Below are 20,677 nucleotides of genomic sequence, written 5' to 3'. Positions count from 1 at the left end.
CGAATGGATCAGCAGGTCAGCAACCAATACTGAGCCATTCAGGGGTTGGGTCCACCGAATGTCACAATTAGGCATCACCCAGCGTGAGGCACATTGTGGTGATCGTCATGCCGGGAAGTTATCAATTCGGGTAATCACCCACCGCGTGGCAGGCTGCGCCGATGCACGTGGTTGGCACCCTGAAGATCACCTATGACGCCGAGGTGGACGCGGCGTACATCTACCTGTCGCCCGTTGACGAGAGACATGCGGTCAGGGCATCGCTCCGGCAGCCGTTCGTGTGGAGCGGTCCGGGCTCGGACATGATCCTCGACGTCGAAGACGGCCGGAAGGTGCACGGGATCGAGATCCTGGGGGCATCGGCCTGTCTGCCGGAAGGCCTGCTGGAACTCCTGCGAACGCCGGAATAGGCGAGGTGGCCACCTACCGAAGGTGGCCACCAGAACTATCGCTGCCTGTTCCGCAAATAATCACTCACCACTGCCGCCCCAAGACCGTCCAGATCCGGTGCGACCACCCGGCCACCGCTACGCCGGGCCATGACGTCGACGAACGCCTTCAACCGCTCGTCCTCACCCAACATGAACACCGAGACCGAAGCGCCAAGCCGAGCCAGTTTGTCCACTTCAGCCAAGGTCAACCGCAGCGTCCGAGGCAGTGGCGGATAGTTGAACTCCGCATCCCCGTCCGGCTCCAGATGGGCCGTCGGCTCGCCATCGGTCACCACGATCACCACCGGCTGCGCATCCGGATGGCGCCGAATATGCCGCCCGGCCAGCAGAAGCGCATGGTGCAGGTTGGTCCCCTGCTCCCACACGCCTTCCAACGCGGTCAACTCGGCCATGTCCACCTTGGTGGCGTACCGGCCGAAGGTGATCAGCTCAAGCGCGTCACTACGGAACCGCGTCTTCACCAAATGGTGCAGCGCCAACGCGGTCCGCTTCATCGGCAGCCATCGACCGTCCTGGACCATGGACCACGACGTGTCCACGCACAATGCCACCGCGGCACGAGCCCGTTGCTCGGTCTCGATCACCTCGACGTCCTTGACGTCCAATGTGACCGTTCCGCCCGAACCCGCGGTCCGCAGCACCGCGTTACGCACAGTCCTGGACACTTCCCACGGCTCTGTGTCACCGAATTCCCACGGACGGGACGAGCCCGTCGGTTCACCGGCGGCACCAGCACGAGCAGTGTCCCGTTCACCACGCCTTGACGACAGCGAGTTGACGACGTCCTTCAACGCCGTCTCGCCCAGGCGACGCATTGCCTTGGGAGACAACCGCAACGATCCATCCGCGGCCCGTTCGATCAGCCCTTGGTCGCGCAGCGCACGCTCCAGTTCGGACAGTCGTCGAGCGTCCACAGCGGACTCCGGGCCGAGCTGGCGTTCCAGCGCCTCAAGGTCGATGTCCTCAAGGCGCGCACCGGGATAGGCCTGGCCCAACTGCTCGGCCAACGCGTCCATCTCGGCCATGTCCTGCATCGCCTGCACGCCGTCGCCCATCCCGAACGGATCCTTGCCACGGAAGCGGGCACTGGAGTTCCAGTCCTCCCCTGGCCGCAAGGACTGCAGGTGCGCGTCCAGCTTGCTGATCTCGCTGGCCAGCCGGGGATCGCCGAAGGCCTGCTGGATCAACGAACCCAGTTCGGCCCGTTGCTCGGCGGACATCGAGTTCATCATGCGCTGCGCCGCCGCGGCCCGTGCGGCCAGCGCGTCGATGAGTTCATCGACGTTACGCGGGTTCTCCGGGAAGAACTCGCCATGCTTGCGCATGAATTCCTCGAACTGCTGCTGGGTGTTCGCATCGCCACGGGCGTGCGAAGCCAGCAGGTCGTTGAGGTCCGACATCATTTCCCGGACCCGCTCGACATCCTCGGGTGTGGCGTCCTGCAACGCCTGCTTCATGCCACGGAACCGGGACTCCATCAGCTCTTGGCCGAGCATGTCCTGGATCTTCTGGTAGTTCTCCCTGCCTTGCTGGGACTGCCAGTCGTAGTTCGCCAGTTCCTGTACCTGCGCCGCGGTTCCCGACGGCAACGCGTCCAACTGGGCTTCACGGAACCGCGCGTCGTCCGACGGATCCGGGAACAGGTGCCTGCGCTCAGCCTCCAGCGCCTCCTGCAACAGACGCTGGACTTCCTGCAATGTGCCGTCGAGCCGATGCCTGCGTTGCAAGCGGGCTCGCTCCTGCCACAGGCGCCGGGTCATCTCGTCGAGGCCACGGGTACCGCGAACTCCTTGGCGCAGCAGCTCTTCCAGTGCGGCCCGGGGCGACGAGCCTTCCATCACGTCCCGGCCGATCTGGTCGAGCGCGGCCCGCAGATCCACTGGTGGCGCCAGTGGATCCGGACCGTCATTCCACGGCAGGTACGCGAACCGTGTCATATCCCGTACACCGCCGTGCCGTCCTCAGCATCGGCGTCCTTGGCCAGCCTGCGTGACAGGTACAAGGCCTCCAACGCCAGCTCAACCGCAGAGGCGATGCGGCCAGCGGAGTCCGTCGGCTTCACACCCACACGCTCCGCGACTTCGTGCAGAACAGGCAATTCCGGCAAGGCATTCAGCACATCAGTCGCCGGAACACGCTCACCTGTCGTCACGATCCGGCCTTCGCCGATCGCGTCCTCCAGTGGGCTCAGGTCGAGCCCAGCGAACGCGTACCGAGCCGTCTCCGCGGTCGCCATCCGCAGCAGGTGCACGAGGTGCTCGACTTCCCTGCCCTCTTCACCGGCCTCGAACTCGAGCTTGCCGCGCAACACGTCAGGGATCGCGTCGAGGTCGATCGGCCGCGCGACCGGCTCGTCCTCATTGGTCAGCGCCGCCCGCCGCAATGCCGCCGCCGCCAGGGTTTCCGCCGCGGCCACGGCAAACCGGGCCGACACGCCTGAACGCTGGTCAATGGCCGCGGATTCGCGGAGGTTGCGGACAAACCGGGCAACGACCTCGATCAGTGGGTCCGGCACTTCGGCGACCAACTGGGATTCCTGGCGGACCAGGTCGATCTCGTCGTCCACGTCCAACGGGTAGTGCGTGCGCACTTCCGCTCCGAACCGGTCCTTGAGCGGCGTGATGATCCGGCCGCGGTTGGTGTAGTCCTCAGGGTTGGCCGTGGCCACGAGCAGGACGTCCAATGGCAGCCGCATGGTGTAGCCGCGGATCTGAATGTCGCGCTCTTCCATCACGTTGAGCAGGCCGACCTGGATCCGCTCGGCCAGGTCCGGCAGCTCGTTGACCGCGATGATGCCGCGATGCGACCGAGGAACGAGTCCAAAGTGGATAGTCTCGGGGTCGCCGAGGCTGCGGCCCTGTGCGACCTTCACCGGGTCGACGTCACCGATCAGGTCACCGACGGACGTGTCCGGAGTGGCCAGTTTCTCGGCGTACCGCTCGGACCGGTGCCGCCAGGACACTGGCAGATCATCGCCAAGCTCGGCGGCCTTGCGCCTGGACTCGGCGGTGATCGGCTCGTACGGGTGCTCGCCCAGTTCCGAGCCGTCGATCACGGGCGTCCACTCGTCCAACAGCCCGACAAGTGTCCGCAGGAGGCGGGTTTTACCCTGGCCGCGCTCACCCAGCAATACGATGTCGTGCCCAGCGAGGAGTGCACGCTCCAGCTGCGGCAGGACAGTACGGTCAAACCCGACAATTCCCGGCCAGGGATCGCCGCCGGCCCGGAGGATGGCCAGCAAGTTGTCCCTGATCTCGGTTTTCACGCCACGCTGCTGATGACCGGCGGCCTTCAGCTCGCCGACTGTACGTGGCAGATTTCCACGATTCACCTCATTGACGCTACGTCGGATCTTGCGAAGCGCCAACGTGGAGTAGCTCCGGCTTCGCGCGCAGCAGGGCGAGTGATGTATCCAATGCCGCTTCGAGATGGTCACTTTTCCCAGTCGACAACAGCACCGCCACGCCGCCCTGGACAGCGGTGATCAGCCACGCGGCGATCCGGTCGGCGTCCAGCGACGGCGAGATCTGCCCGGCCGTCTGCATCGCCGTCACCCCGGCGCGCAGCTGGCCCTGCCAGCGCTCAAGCAACTGACCGGTCAACGCCTGCGCGGCCGGAGTCTTGCGTCCCAACTCGGTGATCAGCACCCCGAGCGGGCAGTGCACGCCCAGCTTGCGATAACGCCGCACCACCAGGTCACGCCAGTTCTGCCAGGCTTCCCACGAGGTCAGCGAGCTCAGATACGGCTCCTGATCGGCCAGCACCCGGTCGGCCTCATAGGCGGCGACCGCGAGCAGCAACTCCTCTTTCCCGCCGGGAAAGTAGTGGAAAATCTGGCTCTTACTCGTCGATGTCCGCGCGCACACGTCATCGAGCGTGGTCGCCGCCGCACCACGCTCACGAACCTCGACCGACGTGCCCTCGATGATCCGTTGCCGGGTCGCGGCACCCTTGGGGGTCAACCTCTTCGTATGGACTACGCGGTCCAGTTTACCTGCTGCGTTCGAGTGAATGAGCACGCAATACACTTCCCGCGTGCCATTCCCAAGCGCCACGTTCGCTGTGTGGGGCTCCGCCTGGTTGCACGGAGCCGCAGCGCCCGACGACACGCTCGACGCCCTCGCTGTCTGGGCTGAGCTGCACGAGGTCGTCGCGGACGATGAAGGAACCGCCACAGCGCTGGAACTGCCCGCCAAAGACGAGCGCGCTGGCCAGATGGCCGCGCTGCTTGCCGCACTGCGCAAGGCGGGTGCCACGACCGCGCACCTGGTGATCCCGGTACCGGGCGATGTCCGTGGGCTTGGCGGATCGACCAGGCTGGCCAGCGCGGCCGTTGACGCCGGTCAGGCGGTCGTTGTGCCTGACGCTGGCGTCGGGATCGTGCCGGAGAACGTGGCCGACGGCGTGATCCGATGGACCGTGTACGACCTGCCGACGCCCACGCCCGCGGAGCACACGCCGTTGGGCGAGGCCGACCACAACCTCTCGACCGCGATGCGTGAGGCCGCGGGCACGTTGGCCTCGCTCGACCTGACGAGCAACCGGCCCGGCGTGCGGCACGAGATCAAGGAACGCGTCGCGGCCAGCGCGCGGGCCCGTTGGCCAGTTGGCATGCCGCAGAAGGCGTTGCGTGTTCTGCAGCGCGCCGCCGAGGTCTCCGCGATCCTCGAGGTGGCTGCGGAGGACGACCCCGGCGGTGCGTTGTCGTCCTCCGCGGCGCTACGACGCTCCGAAGCTCTCCGCCCGCTTTCCGACGCTGTCCGGCTCGCCCGGTGCGCTGCCGTTGACGAGGCTGTCCGGGTTCTCTCCGACCACGCTGGACGGCACTGAGCTCATCCGCAGCCGCGCCTTGGCGGTGGTGGACGCCCCGATCGCGTCGAGGCCGAGCAGTGCCGCGCCGACAACCGGGGCGATGTCGACGACCCTGACCTCGGCCCGAGGCGCGGCTTCGACGCATTGGCGCTCGATGACATCGATGACATCCCGCGAAACGCCCGTCATCACGCCACCGCCAAGAACGATCACTGGCGCCTCGCCGGTCATGTCGAGCTTGCGCATCGTCGTGACCGCCAGGCAGCTGACCTCGTCGGTCAGCTGCTTGACCACGCCATTGGCGACCTCGTCACCGGTTGCCGCGACCTGGAACAGCACCGGGGACAGCTCGTGGATCACGTCCCGGTGCAGGCTCTCGAAATGCAGCCGTTCCACCACTTCGAAGACGTCCTTGGCGCCGAAGTGGCTGACCACAGCGGGAAGCAGCGCGGTCCGCGGGCCACGGCCGTCTGCCGCGCGCACCGCCCACCACAACGCCTCCGAGCCGAGCTGGTATCCGCCACCCCAGTCGCCGGAGATCTTGCCCAGCGCCGGGAACCGGTGCACGCGACCGTCTTCGGCCACACCGACACAGTTGATGCCAGCGCCACACACCACCGCGACACCGACACCGTCCGTGGTTCCCGCGCGCAGCAAGGCGAACGTGTCGTTGCCGACCACAGTGGAGGATGACCAGCCGCGCGCGGTCAGCTCACGCGACAGGTCCTCTTCCTCGATCGGGAGATCCGCACCGGCCAGGTAGGCCGCGAGGTGCGTGCCGTACGGCCGGGTGAGCGGCAGGCCTGCCTGCTTGACCACGTCGATCACGAGCTCTTCGAAGACCCCTAGGCCTTTTTCCATGCCGACGGTCTGTGGCGACGCACCGGGGCCTCGGGTTCGGCCGAGGATCGTGCCCGATGCGTCCACCAGCATCACGTCGGTTTTGCTGCCGCCACCATCGATCGCGATGACGACAGCGTCCTGCCCGCTCATTCGTTAGTCCATGGGAGATCAGCACGGTTGGCGGCGATCAGGTCGTCGGCCAGCCGGTCGGCGAACTTGTACTGGCCGATCAACGGATGCGCGAGCAACGCGTCGGCCACCCGGTCACGGCCGCCGTGCAGCGCTGCCTCCAGCGCCAGGTACTCGTAGGCGGTCACGTGCGAGATCAGCCCGGAGAACCGGGGTTCGACCGGCTTGATCGGCAGCGGCACGGCACCTGCACCGTCCACAATGGCCGGAACCTCGATCACGGCGTCGTCGGGCAGGAACGGCATGGCCCCGTTGTTCCGCACGTTGACGACGTGCTCTTCCGGTTGCCCGCCGCCGGTCAGCGCGTGCACCAGCTGCACGGCAGCCTCGGAGTAGAAGGCACCGCCGCGCTTGGCCAAGCTCTCCGGCTTGGTCACCACGCTCGGGTCGGCGTACTGCTTGAGCAACTCGTTCTCCACCTCGATGACGACGTCGGCCCGAGGTGGGTTCTCCAACTGGTCAGCCAGGACTTCGTCATGCGCGTAGTAGTACTTCAGGTAATAGGACGGGATCGCGTTCATCCGGCGCATCCAGTCGACCGGTGCGCCGAGCTCGGCCGCGACCTCGTCGCCGAACTCACCGAGCAGATCGGGCAGCCGGTCGACCGTGCCGTCCGCCGTGGTCACGTGCACGCCACGCTCCCACGTCAGGTGGTTGAGTCCGATGTGGTCGAGCCGGACGGCATCAGTGTCCACATTGAACAGCTTGGCGAACTTGCGCTGCAGGCCGATCGCCACGTTGCACAGCCCGACAGCACGGTGCCCAGCCTGGATCAGCGCCCTGGTCACAATGCCGACCGGGTTGGTGAAGTTCACGATCCACGTGTCCTCACCGGCCACGCGCCGGACCCGCTCGGCGATGTCGAGCACGACCGGGACGGTGCGCAGCGCCTTGGCGAGGCCACCGGCCCCGGTCGTCTCTTGACCGATACACCCACAGGCATGCGGAAAGGTCTCATCGGACCGCCTGGCTTTCTGCCCACCGACCCGCAGCTGCAGCAGCACCGCCGAAGCACCTTCGGCACCCTGCTCGAGGCTGGACGTGGTGAGCACCTTGGCCGGATGGCCCGCGTGCTCAAGCAGTCGCTGGCAGAAATCGCCGACGACGCGCAACCGGTGGGTGTCCGGGTCGACAAGCACGATCTCGTCGACGTCCAGACTCGCTCGCCGCCCGGCTATGCCGTCGACCAGCTCCGGCGTGTAAGTGGACCCGCCACCCACAACGGTCAGTCTCATCGCGTCAACCCTTCACTCCCGTGAACGTGATCCCCTTGACGAACGACTTCTGCGCGAACACGAACAGCACGATCGCCGGCGCCATCGTCAGAACGGTCGCGGCCATCGTGAGGTTCCACTCCACGTGGTGCATCCCCCTGAAGGACGCAATGGCCAACGACAACGTCCAGCTGTCCCGGTTCTCGGCCGTGTAGAGCAACGGTCCGAAGTAGTCGTTCCAGGTGAACAGGAAACAGAACATCGCCGCGGCGGCGATGCCGGGCTTTGCCATGGGTATGACCACTCTGGTCAGCACCCTGAACTCGTTGCAGCCGTCGATCCTCGCCGCGTCCAGATAGTCCTTCGGGATGGTCAGGAAGAACTGGCGCAGCAGGAAGATGCTGAACGCGTCGAACAGGAAGTACGGCACGATCAGCGGGACGAGCGTGCCGGTGAGGCCCATCCGCACCCACAGATCGAACAGCGGCACGATGGTCACCTGCGGCGGCAGCATCATCGCGACGACGACCAGCATGAACGCCCACGTCTGGCCGCGCCACTTCAGCTTGGCCAGCGCGTAGGCCGCCGGCACGGCCGAGACGAGGATGCCGAGCACGGCCAACAGCGAGTACACCAAGCTGTTGATCATGTAGGTCAGCATCGGTGCCCGCTCGAACACCTCGCCGAAGTTCTCGAAGTGCCAGGACTCCGGCCAGAAGCTTGAGGTCATCGCCTGGTCACTGGCCATGAACGAGGTCAGCAGCACCAGGATCACCGGCAGCGTGAACATGATGCCAAGCGCCAGACCCACGCTGTGCGTGGCGATCCAGAACAGCATCGCCCGCCAGGCTCGCTGGCGCTGCTGGATGACCGGCGACCCACCGGTACGTGGTCGCTCCAGTGTCGCGGTCATGCCGCCTCCTCAACGTGCGAGGCCTTGCGCAACTGCCGCACCAGGATCACCGTGAACGCGGCTGAGACGATGAACAGCAGTACCGCCATCGCCGCGGCGTAACCCATGTTGGCGTACCGGAAGCCTTGGACGTACAACCAGATCGGATAGGTCAGCGTGGTGTTCTGCGGCGCGCCGATGTACTGCGTACTACCGGCCACATCGGACTGGTTGGACGCCGCCGACCCGGCGACGACCGCCTGTGTGAAGAACTGCAAGGCGAAGATCATCGAGTTGACGATGCCGAACAGCAGCACCGGCGAGATGTTCGGCAGCGTGATGTGCCAGAACCGGCGCGCCGGACCGGCACCGTCCAAAGAGGCCGACTCGTACTGTTCCTGTGGCACGTCGAGCAACGCGGCCAGAATGATGATCATCAGCTCGCCGGATCCCCACAGCACCAACAGGGTCAGCGACGGCTTGGACAGCGCCGGGTCGCTGAACCACAGTGGACCTTCGAGACCGAGCCAGCGCAGGAACCGGTTCACCGGACCGAATTCCGGGTTGAACACGAACACGAACACCAGCGTCGCCGCGGCAGGCGGGGCGAGCGCGGGCAGATAACACAGTGTCCGGATCAACCCGAGCCCGCGCTTGAGCCGGGAGATCACCGACGCCACACCGAGGGCGAAGATCACCCGGCACACCGTCAGCACGATCACCAGCCACAGCGTGTTGTACGCGGCGGTACCGACCAACGGCTCGGTGGTGAACATCCGGACGTAGTTGTCGAACCCGATCCACTGTGGAGGGTTGATCAGGTCGTACCGGGTGAACGAGAAGTAGAGCGTCGCGATCAGCGGGTAGCCGAAGAAGATCAGGAATCCGACCGCCGCGGGACCGAGGAACCCGACCAGGACCCATCGGCGGCGGGACCGGACCCGGTCCAGCCCCCGTGCGGGGGCTGGCGCCGAGTCCGTGTCCGGATGACGCAGAGTGGCAGTCATCTCGCTGCTACTTGCCCAACTTCTGGGCCAGCTCGTCGTTGATCTGCGCGTCGACCTTCGCGAGACCAGCGGCCAGGTCGGGCTCCTGACCGGCGATCCACCGTGATGCGAAGTCGTTGACGGCCTTGATGGCCGCCGCGTTGACCGGCGATGCCGGGTTGGACTGCAGCTTGCCGCTGCCGTACATGTCGAGGAAGGTCTTGAACTGCTCGTTGACCTTCAGGTTCGGCGAGGAGAGCGAGTCCGTCGTACTCGGCAGGTTCTTGATCTGGTTGGACAGCTCGACGAGGGTGTCGGTGTCCAGCGTGACGTGCTTGATCAGTTCCCACGACGCACCAGGGTTCTTGACGCCCTTCGGCATGCCGATGATCGTGCCGGTGGAGTACCCGCCGCCGTACTGCGAAGTGCGGCTCGCGGACACGGGCGGCGGCGCGGTGCCGTAGTTCACGTCCGGCGCGGTGTCGGCGAGAAACGCGTTGCGGTACTCACCGTCGAACATCATCGCGAGCTTCTTCTTGTGGAAGGCGTTGTCCGGCGAGTACTGGTCACCGAGACCAGCCTTGAACCGCTCGAGCTTGTCCTTGCCGTAGAAGTCGACGAGCTGCTTCTGGAAGTCGAACAGCTCCTTCCACTGAGGACTCGACGCCATCGCGGACTTGCCGTCGGGGCCGGAAAGGTACGTCGCGCCCCACATCGGCGCCCAGATCTGCGCCTCGTTGGCGTAGAACGGCATCGACGGGATGAAGCCAGCCACCTCGATCGAGCCGTCGGCCGCGAACTTGGTGGTGCGCTTGGCGTAGTCGAGCAGCTCGGCCGTGGTCTTCGGCGGGCCGGAGATGCCAGCCGCGGTGAGCATGTCCTTGTTGTAGTAGAAGCCGTACACGTCGGCCAGGAACGGCATCGAGCACTGCTTGCCGTTGTACGCGGTGTAGTCGCGGACCTGCTTGGGGATGACGTTCAGGTCGACCTTGTCCCGCTGGATGTACGGGTTGAGATCCTGGAAAGCGCCGCTGTGGCACCAGTTGCCGAGGTTGTCGGAGAAGAACGAGATCGCCACGTCGGGCGGCGAGCCGCTCTGGATCGACTGGGTCAGCTTGTCGTCGTCCTGGTTGCCCCGGTGGTCGATCTTGATGTTCGGGAACTTCTTGGTGAACGACTGGAGGGCCGCGGTGACCGCTTTCTCCTCCCGGTCGGTGAACTTGCTGTACACCACGAGCGTCAGGTTCGCGTCCGCCGCCGGAGCGGCTCCGATCTCCCCGCCGCCACCACCACCGCCTGCCGCACCGGAACACGACGCGACGAGTAATGCCACCGAAGCGAGCACCACCCGAATGGGGGCCTTGCGCATTTGCCCTCCTGGGGACCTAGAAACTTGTTCGGACGCCGTTGCCATCGCCACTGGCGTCCAGCCGGCGAGATGGTTCGGTTATGTCGCCGGTCAGCCCGAAAACCTGCTCACGGACTACGGCGAGGGCGGAGTGCAACGCGCCCGCCCGCACGGCATTGCCGGCGAGCGCGCTGTACGCCACCGGAGTGCGGGGCACGACCATGTTCCGCAACTCAGTGCTGATCAACCGGCACAGCATCTCCCCGCCAGCCAAGCCGGTCTTTCCGCACAGCAGTACCAGTTCCGGGTCCACCACACTGACCACGCTGGCTACTCCGGTGGCGACCCGGCGTGCCAGGTCGGTCAGGAACTGTTTCCCTTGCTGCTGTTCGGAAGTCTCTTTCTCATCTATTTGGGCGACCGCCTTGCTCACGGCCGTCCAGCCATTGCGCGCGGCGATCCCGTACGCCCTGGCGAGCTTCACCACGTTCGGTGAGCTGACCAGATCACCGAACCTCGTTCCCGTCGCGGGAATCCCGGTGTCGGCGGCGGCACGGTCGGGCACGTGCATCCAGTCGATCTCGCCCGCACCACCGGTCGCGCCACGCAACAGTTTGCGGTCGACCACGATCGCGCCACCGATTCCGTGGTCGAGCCAGACCATCACGAAGCTGCGTACCGCGGTCGCCTGCCCGGCGATCATCTCTTCGAGCGCGACCAGGTTCACGTCGTTCTCGATGGTGACCGGGACGCCGAGTTCGGCGCCGATCCGGCCGGGCATGTCGAAGCCTTCCCAGCCGGGCAGGTGCGGCGCGAACCACAGGTGCCCGGTGCGCGGGTTGATCGCGCCTGGCGTGCCGACCACGACGTGCCGCAAGTCCTTGAGCGTCAAGCCAGCGGCCGCGCACGCGGCGACGGTGGCCTGCCGGAAGTTGCTGAGCACCTCGTCGGACGTTCCTCGTGGCGGAACGGCCTGCCGGTGTTCGGTCAGCACCGCCCCGGAGATGTCGGCGATGGCGATGTCGACACCGCGCGGCGTCAGGTCGATCGCCGCGACGTGCGCGACCGCACCCTTCACCGCCCACAGCTGGGCGCGCGGGCCACGGCCGCCACCACGCAGGCCTTCGCGCACCACGACGCCCTCTTCTTCAAGGCGGGCAAGCAACTGCGCGGTGGCCGGCTTGGAGAGGCCGATCGCGTACTCCAGCTCGGATCGCGTCAGCGGGCCGTCGCGCAGCAGCGCGTCGATGGCCGCGCGATCGTTGATCTCGCGCAGTAGCCGCGGACTCCCGGCTCTCAACTCGGCTCCCGGTTTAGGGTCAAATTAATCTGGTAACTTCCCAGACGATTTGTGGTGACGGTAGTCACCGAGCAAGGAGCGGTCAAGAGCAGTAACCGGAGCGAAACGTCAAAAGACCCTCGTGAGTGGTTAGACGGGTTAGAACCCGTCTAACCACTCACGAGGGTCTACCTGCGGGGACAGTCAGCGAGCCGGGCGTTTGGCGGGTTCGCAGCACAGCGGTGCGCAGGGGGCGCCGTTGATCGTGCAGCCAGCGGCTGGGAAGGCCGACAGCTTGCGAGGCTCGACGCCATCGGTGTGTTCACGGATCAGCTCGACCACGAGTCGCGCGAAGCGTGGGTCGCTGTTGGGCGTGGCCACGCGGGCGAACGCCATCCCCAACTCCCCCGCCTTCTCGGCGGCTTCGTTGTCCAGGTCCCAGATCACTTCGAGGTGATCGCTGACGAACCCGATCGGGCACACCGCGACCGCCGTGACACCTTGCCCATGCAATGCCTCGATGTGGTCCACGATGTCCGGGTCCAGCCACGGAATCTGCGGTGGTCCAGACCGCGACTGCCAGACCACGTCGTACTCCGCGACCCCGACGGCCTCGGCGACAAGCCGGGACGCTTCGGCGACCTGCTTGGAGTACCGGCCGCCGCCTTCCGAAGGCGGACCCGCAGCCTTGTCGGCCGAGACCGGGACCGAGTGCGCGGTGAACACGAGCCGAGCGCCGTCGGGCAATGTCGCCAAGGACGCACGGACGGCGTCGGCGAAGGACTCGATGAACAACGGATGATCGAAGAACTGGCGCAGCTTCACCAGTTCCGGCGCGTTCGGACCGACAGCTTCCCTGACCCGTGCGATGTCCTCGTCGTACTGACGGCATGCCGAGTAACCGCCGTAGGCGCTGGTCGGGAAGACCAGGACGCGCTGGACGCCGTCGGCGAGCATCTTGCCGAGCGTGTCCTCAGCCATTGGGTGCCAGTTGCGGTTGCCGAAGTACACCGGCAGCCGCACGCCCTGCCCGGCCAGCTCGGCCTCGACCGCGGCGATCGCCTCACGGTTGAGCCGGTTGATCGGCGAGACCCCGCCGAAGTGCTGGTAGTGCTTCTCCACCTCGTCGAGCCGCTCCGGCGGCACGCCTCGGCCTCGCGTCACGTTCTCCAGGAATGGCCGGACGTCGGCAGGTCCTTCCGGTCCGCCGAACGACAGCCACAGCAGCGCGTCGAAACTCACTGCCCCATCCTGCCCCTTGTCATTCGGCGGCTTCACGCCGGGACAGCCTGATCTCCTCAAGGTCGAGCTGGGTCTGGATGTGCCGCAGGACGGCGTCGTCGATCCTGCGCTCGTCGCGCAACCGCACGATGGTCGAGCGTTTGTGCGCGATCAACGCGAGCCGCAGTGCCTGGTAGTCGTTTTCCAACCGCTGGTACGGGTGCTCTTCGTCGTCTTCGGCGTTGCCCTGGCGCAGCAGTTTCAGGCGTTTCTCGGACTCGCGGCGGGCTCGTTCGATGATCAACGGATCGGTGCCGAGCTCAGCGGCCAGCTTGGGCATCGCCTCGTACGCTGCCTCAGCCGACGCCAGGATGGCCATCGCGCGTTCCTCGTCGAACTGGGTGTCCGGCGGCAGGTTCGCCCAACGCACCACGGGCGGCAACAACAGCGCCTGCACGACGAGCGTGAGCGTGATCACGCCTGCCGTGACAAAGATGATCAGGTCACGACCTGCCATGCCTTCCGGCACAGCGAGGGCCGCGGCCATCGACACCGCGCCACGGAATCCGCACAACGAGTTGATCAGCCGCGACTTGGGGTCGGCTCTCAGCTCACGTTGCTGTGGACGTCGATCGATTGCCCTGATGATGTACGGCGTGGTGAACAGCCACAGCATCCGGACGCCGATCACGGCGACGGATATCAAGCCGACCAAGGCAAGCCCGCGCCAGACACCGGTCGAGGTGAGGTCACGCGCGGCCGCGTTGGCCTGCAGACCGACGAGCACGAACAGCGAACCGTTGAGCAGGAACGTCGACAGGCTCCAGAAAGCCGAGTTCTGGGTACGGGTGTCGGCATGGATCAGCCGCGGCCCGACCTGACTGAGAATCAGTCCACACACGACAACCGCGAGCACACCGGAAGCGTGCACGACTTCGGCGAGCAGGAACGCGACGAACGGCGTGAGCACGCTCAAGGTGTTCTCGTGCAACGGGTTGTCCAGTCGCTTGCGCACCTGGACCGCGAGCCACGCCGTGATCACCCCAGCCAGCGCGCCACCGCCGAACGACAGCACGAACAGCCAGGACACGTTGCCGAAACTGAACGTCTCGCCGCCCGCGGTGATGCTCACCGCGACACCGAAGATCACCAGCGCGGTGCCGTCGTTGATCAAGCTTTCCGCGCGCAGCAGGTTCATGCTGCGCGACGGCAACCCGCGCGCGAACACACTGACCACAGTGGCGTCCGTTGGCGCGAGCGCGGCACCTAGGACCCATGCTGGGCCCCATTGCATTCCCAGCGCGTGCGCCACAGCGGCCACACCGGCGGCCGTGGCGATCACCAGGAGCGTGCTCGTCAGCAAAACCACGCGGGCGTAGCGCCGGATCTCCCGCAGCGAGGTGGTCAGGCTCTCCCAGTACAGCAACGCGGGCAGGAAGAGCAGCAGCATCACTTCGGACGGCAGCTCAACCTCACGCAGCATCGGGATGAAGCCGAGCACCGCACCGACGGCCAGCAGCAGCACCGGCGCGGCGATCCGAAGCCGCCGCGCCGCGACACTGCACGTCAGAACTGTGATGCCCAGGATGACGACAAGTTCGAGGCCTAACATGCGTCCTCCCGGGCGAAACGATCACATCCCAACAGCGTGGAATCCTCCGTCAACCATGACCATTGAGCCAGTCGTGGCGGGCAACCAATCTGACAACAACGCGCAAACCGACTTGCCGACCGGCTCGGGGTCGTCGACCTTCCAGCCGAGCGGCGCGCGCACGGCCCACTGGTCCTCAAGGTCCTTGAAGCCAGGGATCGACTTGGCGGCCATCGTGCGGACCGGGCCAGCGGCGACCAGGTTCACCCGGACGTGCTGCGGACCGAGCTCACGGGCCAGGTAGCGGGTCACTGACTCCAAACCGGCCTTGGCCACACCCATCCAGTTGTAGGCGGGCCACGCCTGGCGGGCGTCGAAGTCCATGCCGACGACCGAAGAACCCTCGGCCAGCAGCGGCAGCACGGCCTTGGCCAGCGACATGAAGGAGTACGTCGACACGTGCACGGCCGTGGACACGTCCTCCCACGGCGCCTCGAGGAACGGGTTGCCAAGGCAGGACGCGGGCGCGAACCCGATCGAGTGGACCACGCCGTCGAGGCCGTCGACGTGCTCGGAAACCTTGCCAGCCAACGAGTCCAGGTGTTCGGTGTTGGTCACGTCCAGCTCGATCACCGGCGCTGGCTTCGGCAGCCGCTTGGCGATCCGCTCGACCAGGCTGAGCCTGCCGAACCCGGTGAGCACCACCTCGGCGCCCTGCTCCTGCGCGATACGGGCCACGTGGAACGCGATGGAGGCGTCCGTGATCACGCCCGTGATCAGCAGCCGCTTGCCTTCGAGCAGTCCAGACATTGTCTCTTCCTCGCTAACGCTCGTCACGCGACCGCCCGGTCGACGCTGTATTGAATTGTTCGCTCGCAAGCTCGACTCACGAAGTTATCTCCCTTGCGATTTCTCAGTGGCCCATGCCGAGGCCGCCGTCGACCGGCAGCACCGCACCGGTGATGTACGCGGCCGAGTCCGACGCGAGGAACGTGACAGCCGACGCGATCTCCGAGGTGTCGGCGTACCGGCCCAGCGGAACCTGGCCGAGGATCTCCTGCTTGCGCTCTTCCGGCAACACGGCGGTCATCTCGGTGGCCACGAAACCCGGCGTGATCACGTTCGACGTGATGTTGCGGCTGCCCAGCTCACGCGCGAGCGAGCGGGAGAAGCCGACCAGACCTGCCTTGCTCGCCGCATAGTTCGCCTGGCCCGCGCTGCCGGTCAGGCCGACGACCGACGAGATGTAGATCAAGCGCCCCCAGCGCTTGCGCAGCATGCCACGGGTGGCGCGCTTGGTGACGCGGAACGCCCCGGTCAGGTTCGCGTCCAGGACGCGGCTGAACTGCTCCTCGGACATCCGCAGCAGCAGCGTGTCGTCGGTGATGCCGGCGTTGGACACCAGGATCTCGACCGGGCCCTGCTTCTCCTCGATTTCGGTGAACGCGGCGTCGACCTGTTCGGCGTCGGTCACGTCGCATTTGACGCCGAGCAATCCCTCCGGCGTTTCCGAGCCGCGGTGCGTGACCGCGACATTGTCGCCCTGGTCCGCGAATGCCCTGGCGATCGCCAGACCGATCCCGCGGTTACCACCTGTGACCAAAACCGACCGTGCCACCCTCAACTCCTTGAGACGCCCCGACGCTTGCTCGCGCCACAGGCTAGCGGCCTACTAGCTGGTCCGACCCATCCGGTCCGGCACTTGTGGTGGGGCTTACCCCACCGCGAATCGACGGCTCCGCACCATGGGTTGGGCACCGTCCGCAGCAATAGCGTCGAGCCACAAACAATTGGCTGCGAATTTGGGGACGGACCGATCATGCTGCGCCTGACGATACGAACACTGCGTTACCGCAAGGGCGGATTCGTCGCCACTTTCATCGCGTTGTTCTTCGGCGCGGCGATCGTGATGGCCTGTGGCGGCCTGATGGAGACCGGCATCCGGACCGCGATCCCGGCGCAGCGGCTCGCGCAGGCGGACGCGGTGATCATCGCCAACAAATCCATTCGTCTGGCCACCGACGAGCTGCCCGACGAGGACGGCGACAACAACTACGAGTACTCGACGCTGACCGAGGACGTTCCCCTCGACGCGTCGCTCGTCGCGAAGGCGTCGACCGTTCCAGGAGTCACCCGGGTCGTGCCGGATGTCGCGTTCCCGATCTCGATGGCCGGGTCGTCGACAACTGGCCACAACTGGTCGTCGGCCGCACTCGCCGGGCTGACCGACACGGCGCCACAGACAGGCCAGGTTGTCGTGCCTATGTCGACCGCACCGGTCGGCTCCCAAGTGGACATCTCGATCCGCGGCAAGATCACGCCATTCACCGTGTCGGGCACGTCCAACCAGTCAGTCCTCTACTTCGCCGACACCGACGCGCAGCGGTTCGGCCGGTTGCTGGCACTCGGGATCGTCGGCACTCCGGCCGTGGACCTGCAAGAAGCCCTCGGGGAGCCGGTGACTGTGCTGACCGGCGACGAGCGTGGCGTGGCCGAGCACGCGAAGGTCGAGCAGCAGAACGAAATGCTGATCACGCTGGCCGCCGTGTTCGGCGGGCTCGCGGTGATGGTGTCCATGTTGGTCGTGGCCAGCACGTTCAGTGTGTCGGTGCAGCAGCGCAAGCGGGAGATCGCGTTGCTGCGGGCGGTCGGGACCACGCCGGGCCAGGTCCGCCGGATGATCTTCGCCGAAGCGCTGGCGGTGTCGGTGCTCGCGACCCTCGCGGCCTGGTTCCCCGGCGCGCTGATCGGCAAGTTCCTGTTCGACCGACTGGCCGCGAACGGCGTGGCCAGCCCGGTCGTCCAGTTCCACCAGGGCTGGATCCCGTCGATCATCGGTGTGGCCACGGCACTGCTCGCCGGAGTGATCGCGGCGCTGGCCGGTTCGCGCCGCGCGGGCCGCACCCGGCCGACCGAGGCGCTGGCCGAGGCCGCGATCCAGCGCACGTGGTTCACCAGGACCCGGCTGATCATGGGCAGCATCGCGTGCGCCGGTGGCCTGGCTCTTGGCATCGTGTCGGTCGCAGTGAATTCCGGCCCGACGGCCGCGTCCACCGCAGGCCCGGCCGTGGTGTTCTGGGCGGTCGGGATCACGCTGTTCGCTCCCGGTGCGACCAAGGCCGTGATGGCGTTGCTGCGCCTGCCGATCCGGGCGTTGACGAAGGTCCCCGGCTCGCTGGCGGCCAACAACACGCGTGTCCGTGCCGTCAAGCTCGCCTCGGTGGTCGCGCCGGTGATGCTCGCGTCGGGTTTCGCCCTGGCGCAGATCTACACCCAGACGACCTCGGCTGAGTCCGCGCAGCGTGCGTACACCCAGGACCTGCGTGCCGACGCGGTGCTGGTCTCCGGAAACGGCGGCTTCTCCCCCGATGTCGTCAACACGGTCCGGTCCCTGCCTGGTGTGACGGCGGCGTCGGAATGGGTGACCAGCAAGGGATTCGTCGAGAGCCCGTACGATCCCGAGTTGGGCGACGACGGCCTTGAACTGCAAGGCATCACGGCTTCGGGGGCTTCACTGACCGCGATGCCGGTCGTATCGGGAAAGTTGACGGACTTGTCCGGTGACACCGTCGCTTTGCCTGCGGACCATGCGTCCTCGATGGGGCTTCGCGTCGGCGACAAGCTCACCATGCGCTTCGGCGACGGCCAGACCAGCCGGGTGACACTCGCCGCGGTGATCCAACCGCGTCAGGGATACGAGATAGCCCTGCTACCTGCGACCACGCTCGCCAAGCACACCTCCGCGGGCGTGGCCAGCCAGATCATGGTCTCCGGTGACACCGCGGCCGTGGCTGCCCGGTTCCCTGGCGACCACCTCACTGACCGGTCGACGCTGACTGAGGCCTACGCGGCCGACCTGGAAACCCAGGCGGTGATCAACTACCTGATCGCCGGAATGATCGTCCTGTACACGGCGATCTCGGTGATCAACACGCTGGTGGTGGAAACCGCCGACCGGCGAAGGGAATTCGGCCTGCTGCGGCTCTCCGGCGCCCGCCGTGGCCAGGTGCTGCGAATGGTCGGTGTGGAAGGCGCGGCGATCACCCTCGCGGGCCTGATCCTCGGCACGATCGTGTCGGCGGGGACGTTGGTGCCGTTCAGTTTGGCCACTACGGATTCGGTTGTACCGTACGGTCCGGTTTGGATCTATCTGGTGGTTTCCGCGGCGGTCGGGCTGCTGACGATGATCGCGTCGATGATCCCGGCATGGATCGCGCTACGGGCTCGTCCCGTGGACACCGTCGCCGTGCAGTAACTCACTCCACTCGAACCGCCGAGCCGACGTCGTCGCGCTCGGCGGCTTGGAGTACTGACAGCAAAAGTCCTGGGAAACGTTCGTCCATGTCATCGCCACGGAGACGGACGAAGCAGCGCGTGCCCTCTTCCCTGGTGCGGGTGATGCCAGCGGCTCTCAGCACTTTGAGGTGATGGCTCAGCGTGGATTTGCCGACGGGCACACGCAAATCACCCCACGCTTGCTCGTTGCCGTCGGCCAGCACGCGCACGATCCCCACCCGAATCGGATCGCTCAGTGCCGACATCACGTCGGTCAGTCGCATCTCGTCGGCATCCGGATGGACGTTCGCGCGGCTCACACCTGAAGGTTACAAACCCACGTGAGCACGAGCGCGGCGTGAACTCGCCCAGTCGCACTGTCTGGTGCGCAACCCGTCTTGTTCGATACCTATCGAACATCGCCGTACATCTTGACCTTGACCGGCCACCGGGGCTGGACTGTCCGCGTTGACGGGAAATGTCGGACGACCTGCTCAAGGAGCCAGTGGATGACTGACCACCGGATCACCCGGCGCAACGCGATCAAACTCGCGGGAGTGGCAGGCCTGCCCCTCCCGATGGCCATGCAAGCCCCTGCCAGCGGCGACGTCCTGGCCGTCGTGGAGAAAGGCGACCGGCGGCTGGCCTTCTTCGAAGCAGGCTCGGGCAAACGCCTGTCGGACATCGTGCTCGGCGACTACCCCCACGAGCTCGTGGCCGACCGTGCCCGCAAATTCGCGTACGTCGGCCACTACGGCGTGGAGTTCTCCTCGGTGGTCGGCCCCGGCGCCTCGGCGGTCTTCGTCGTCGACCTGCGCGCCCGAAGCCTCGTCCGAACCATCGAAATCGCGCCGTTCAACCGAATCCACGGTGTCGGCATGGACGAACAGGACCGGCTTTACGTTCTGAGCGAAGAAAAAGCGACCCTCATCGGCTTCGACCAACCGATCACCGGCCCGTCCCGCGCAGTCAACACCGGCGGCATCAAGACGCACCTGTTTTCCATTACCCGCAACGGAGAACGCGCCTACGTCACCGGGCTGCTCTCGCACACCGTGAGCATGGTCCGCCCATACGACGCCGCCATCGCGCCAGTCCTCGTCACGCCTGGCCAACTACCTGAGAGCTCCACCCTGAGCGCCGACGAACGAACCCTCTTCGTCGGCGCCCGTCGTACCCCCGCGGTCGTGGCCGTCGACGCGCGCACCATGCGTGTCCGTGACGAGATGAAAGTCCCGGGCGACCCGCTGCGCGTGTACACCGTCTCGGACGACCAACTGCTGGTGACAGACTTGGCGAACAAGACGATTTCCTTGATCAGCACCAGGTTCCGGCCCATCTGGACGATCTCGGTGCCCGGTCAACCGTCCGCGGCCTCGTTCCACCCGACGAAACCGATCGCCTACGTGTCCCTGTTGGATACTCAGAAAGTCGCCATCCTCGACCTGGACCAGCGCAAGATCGTCGGCACGTTCGACACCCTGCGCCAGCCGGACTCGTCCGTGCTCATATCGTCCTAAGCGAATGTTAGGTCTGGCGTTCACGCATTGCCCCGCACGGGGTCCGCAGCCGACG

Annotated in this window: 18 protein-coding genes; 4 read left to right on the top strand and 14 right to left on the bottom strand. The window is 66.2% G+C overall.

Going from position 1 to position 20,677, the window contains the following annotated elements:
- The first annotated feature begins 161 nt into the window (after positions 1 to 161).
- Positions 162 to 410, top strand: coding sequence for a DUF2283 domain-containing protein (locus LWC34_RS11120; RefSeq protein WP_233724906.1), 249 nt, complete (start codon positions 162 to 164; stop codon positions 408 to 410).
- A gap of 35 nt (positions 411 to 445) precedes the next feature.
- Here LWC34_RS11120 and LWC34_RS11115 read toward each other — a convergent pair whose 3' ends face one another.
- Genes LWC34_RS11115 through LWC34_RS11105 form a run of 3 tightly spaced genes read right to left on the bottom strand, consistent with a single transcriptional unit; the run spans position 446 to position 4,414 of the window.
- The gene (locus LWC34_RS11115) at positions 446 to 2,389 is read right to left on the bottom strand and encodes a vWA domain-containing protein (protein ID WP_233724905.1); all 1,944 of its coding nucleotides are present in this window, start codon (positions 2,387 to 2,389) and stop codon (positions 446 to 448) included.
- Positions 2,386 to 3,783, bottom strand: a complete 1,398-nt coding sequence (locus LWC34_RS11110) for a sigma 54-interacting transcriptional regulator (RefSeq protein ID WP_233724904.1) — start codon at positions 3,781 to 3,783, stop codon at positions 2,386 to 2,388. The genes LWC34_RS11115 and LWC34_RS11110 overlap by 4 nt, the downstream gene beginning before the upstream one ends.
- A gap of 10 nt (positions 3,784 to 3,793) precedes the next feature.
- A complete protein-coding gene (locus LWC34_RS11105; protein ID WP_233724903.1) occupies positions 3,794 to 4,414 on the bottom strand; it encodes a TetR/AcrR family transcriptional regulator in 621 nt (206 codons plus the stop codon).
- A 73-nt stretch (positions 4,415 to 4,487) separates the two neighbouring features.
- On the opposite strand from LWC34_RS11105, the gene LWC34_RS11100 reads away from it, so the two are divergent.
- The gene (locus LWC34_RS11100; protein WP_233724902.1) at positions 4,488 to 5,282 is read left to right on the top strand and encodes an Rv1486c family protein; all 795 of its coding nucleotides are present in this window, start codon (positions 4,488 to 4,490) and stop codon (positions 5,280 to 5,282) included.
- Here LWC34_RS11100 and LWC34_RS11095 read toward each other — a convergent pair.
- The 10 genes from LWC34_RS11095 to fabG form a co-directional block, all read right to left on the bottom strand.
- Positions 5,172 to 6,257: an N-acetylglucosamine kinase gene (locus tag LWC34_RS11095; protein ID WP_233724901.1), complete on the bottom strand. Its 1,086-nt coding sequence runs from the start codon at positions 6,255 to 6,257 to the stop codon at positions 5,172 to 5,174. The two genes, LWC34_RS11100 and LWC34_RS11095, sit on opposite strands and share 111 nt — an antisense overlap.
- Positions 6,254 to 7,531, bottom strand: a complete 1,278-nt coding sequence (locus LWC34_RS11090; protein WP_233724900.1) for a 6-phospho-beta-glucosidase — start codon at positions 7,529 to 7,531, stop codon at positions 6,254 to 6,256. The genes LWC34_RS11095 and LWC34_RS11090 overlap by 4 nt, the downstream gene beginning before the upstream one ends.
- A gap of 4 nt (positions 7,532 to 7,535) precedes the next feature.
- On the bottom strand, positions 7,536 to 8,423 hold the full coding sequence (locus LWC34_RS11085) for a carbohydrate ABC transporter permease (protein WP_233724899.1): 888 nt from the start codon (positions 8,421 to 8,423) through the stop codon (positions 7,536 to 7,538).
- Positions 8,420 to 9,409, bottom strand: a complete 990-nt coding sequence (locus LWC34_RS11080; RefSeq protein ID WP_233724898.1) for a carbohydrate ABC transporter permease — start codon at positions 9,407 to 9,409, stop codon at positions 8,420 to 8,422. The genes LWC34_RS11085 and LWC34_RS11080 overlap by 4 nt, the downstream gene beginning before the upstream one ends.
- A 7-nt stretch (positions 9,410 to 9,416) precedes the next feature.
- Entirely contained in the window at positions 9,417 to 10,757 is a 1,341-nt protein-coding gene (locus tag LWC34_RS11075) for an extracellular solute-binding protein (protein ID WP_233724897.1), read from the bottom strand.
- Between the two features lie 16 nt (positions 10,758 to 10,773).
- Positions 10,774 to 12,036 carry an ROK family transcriptional regulator gene (locus LWC34_RS11070; protein WP_233724896.1) on the bottom strand — a complete coding sequence of 421 codons (1,263 nt, stop codon included), beginning with the start codon at positions 12,034 to 12,036 and terminating at the stop codon, positions 10,774 to 10,776.
- A 183-nt stretch (positions 12,037 to 12,219) separates the two neighbouring features.
- The gene (locus tag LWC34_RS11065; RefSeq protein ID WP_233724895.1) at positions 12,220 to 13,257 is read right to left on the bottom strand and encodes a ferrochelatase; all 1,038 of its coding nucleotides are present in this window, start codon (positions 13,255 to 13,257) and stop codon (positions 12,220 to 12,222) included.
- Between the two features lie 19 nt (positions 13,258 to 13,276).
- Positions 13,277 to 14,848 carry a Na+/H+ antiporter gene (locus LWC34_RS11060; protein WP_233724894.1) on the bottom strand — a complete coding sequence of 524 codons (1,572 nt, stop codon included), beginning with the start codon at positions 14,846 to 14,848 and terminating at the stop codon, positions 13,277 to 13,279.
- Positions 14,849 to 14,869: 21 nt separating this feature from the next.
- A complete protein-coding gene (fabI, locus tag LWC34_RS11055; protein WP_233724893.1) occupies positions 14,870 to 15,637 on the bottom strand; it encodes an enoyl-ACP reductase FabI in 768 nt (255 codons plus the stop codon).
- A 103-nt stretch (positions 15,638 to 15,740) separates the two neighbouring features.
- Entirely contained in the window at positions 15,741 to 16,445 is a 705-nt protein-coding gene (gene fabG / locus LWC34_RS11050; protein ID WP_233724892.1) for a 3-oxoacyl-[acyl-carrier-protein] reductase, read from the bottom strand.
- A 201-nt stretch (positions 16,446 to 16,646) separates the two neighbouring features.
- Here fabG and LWC34_RS11045 point away from each other — a divergent pair, with 201 nt between their 5' ends.
- Positions 16,647 to 19,082 (top strand): FtsX-like permease family protein, encoded by a 2,436-nt coding sequence (locus tag LWC34_RS11045; protein ID WP_233724891.1) that lies wholly within the window; start codon positions 16,647 to 16,649, stop codon positions 19,080 to 19,082.
- A 1-nt stretch (position 19,083) separates the two neighbouring features.
- Here the strand turns inward: LWC34_RS11045 and LWC34_RS11040 are convergent, their stop codons facing one another.
- Positions 19,084 to 19,422, bottom strand: a complete 339-nt coding sequence (locus tag LWC34_RS11040) for an ArsR/SmtB family transcription factor (protein ID WP_372496463.1) — start codon at positions 19,420 to 19,422, stop codon at positions 19,084 to 19,086.
- A gap of 189 nt (positions 19,423 to 19,611) precedes the next feature.
- On the opposite strand from LWC34_RS11040, the gene LWC34_RS11035 reads away from it, so the two are divergent.
- Positions 19,612 to 20,622, top strand: coding sequence for a YncE family protein (locus LWC34_RS11035; protein WP_233724890.1), 1,011 nt, complete (start codon positions 19,612 to 19,614; stop codon positions 20,620 to 20,622).
- Positions 20,623 to 20,677: the final 55 nt, after the last annotated feature.

Origin of the sequence: Kibdelosporangium philippinense, assembly GCF_021390435.2 — a bacterium.
GTDB lineage: Bacteria > Actinomycetota > Actinomycetes > Mycobacteriales > Pseudonocardiaceae > Kibdelosporangium > Kibdelosporangium philippinense.
This window is presented reverse-complemented; position numbering and strand designations above follow the sequence as displayed.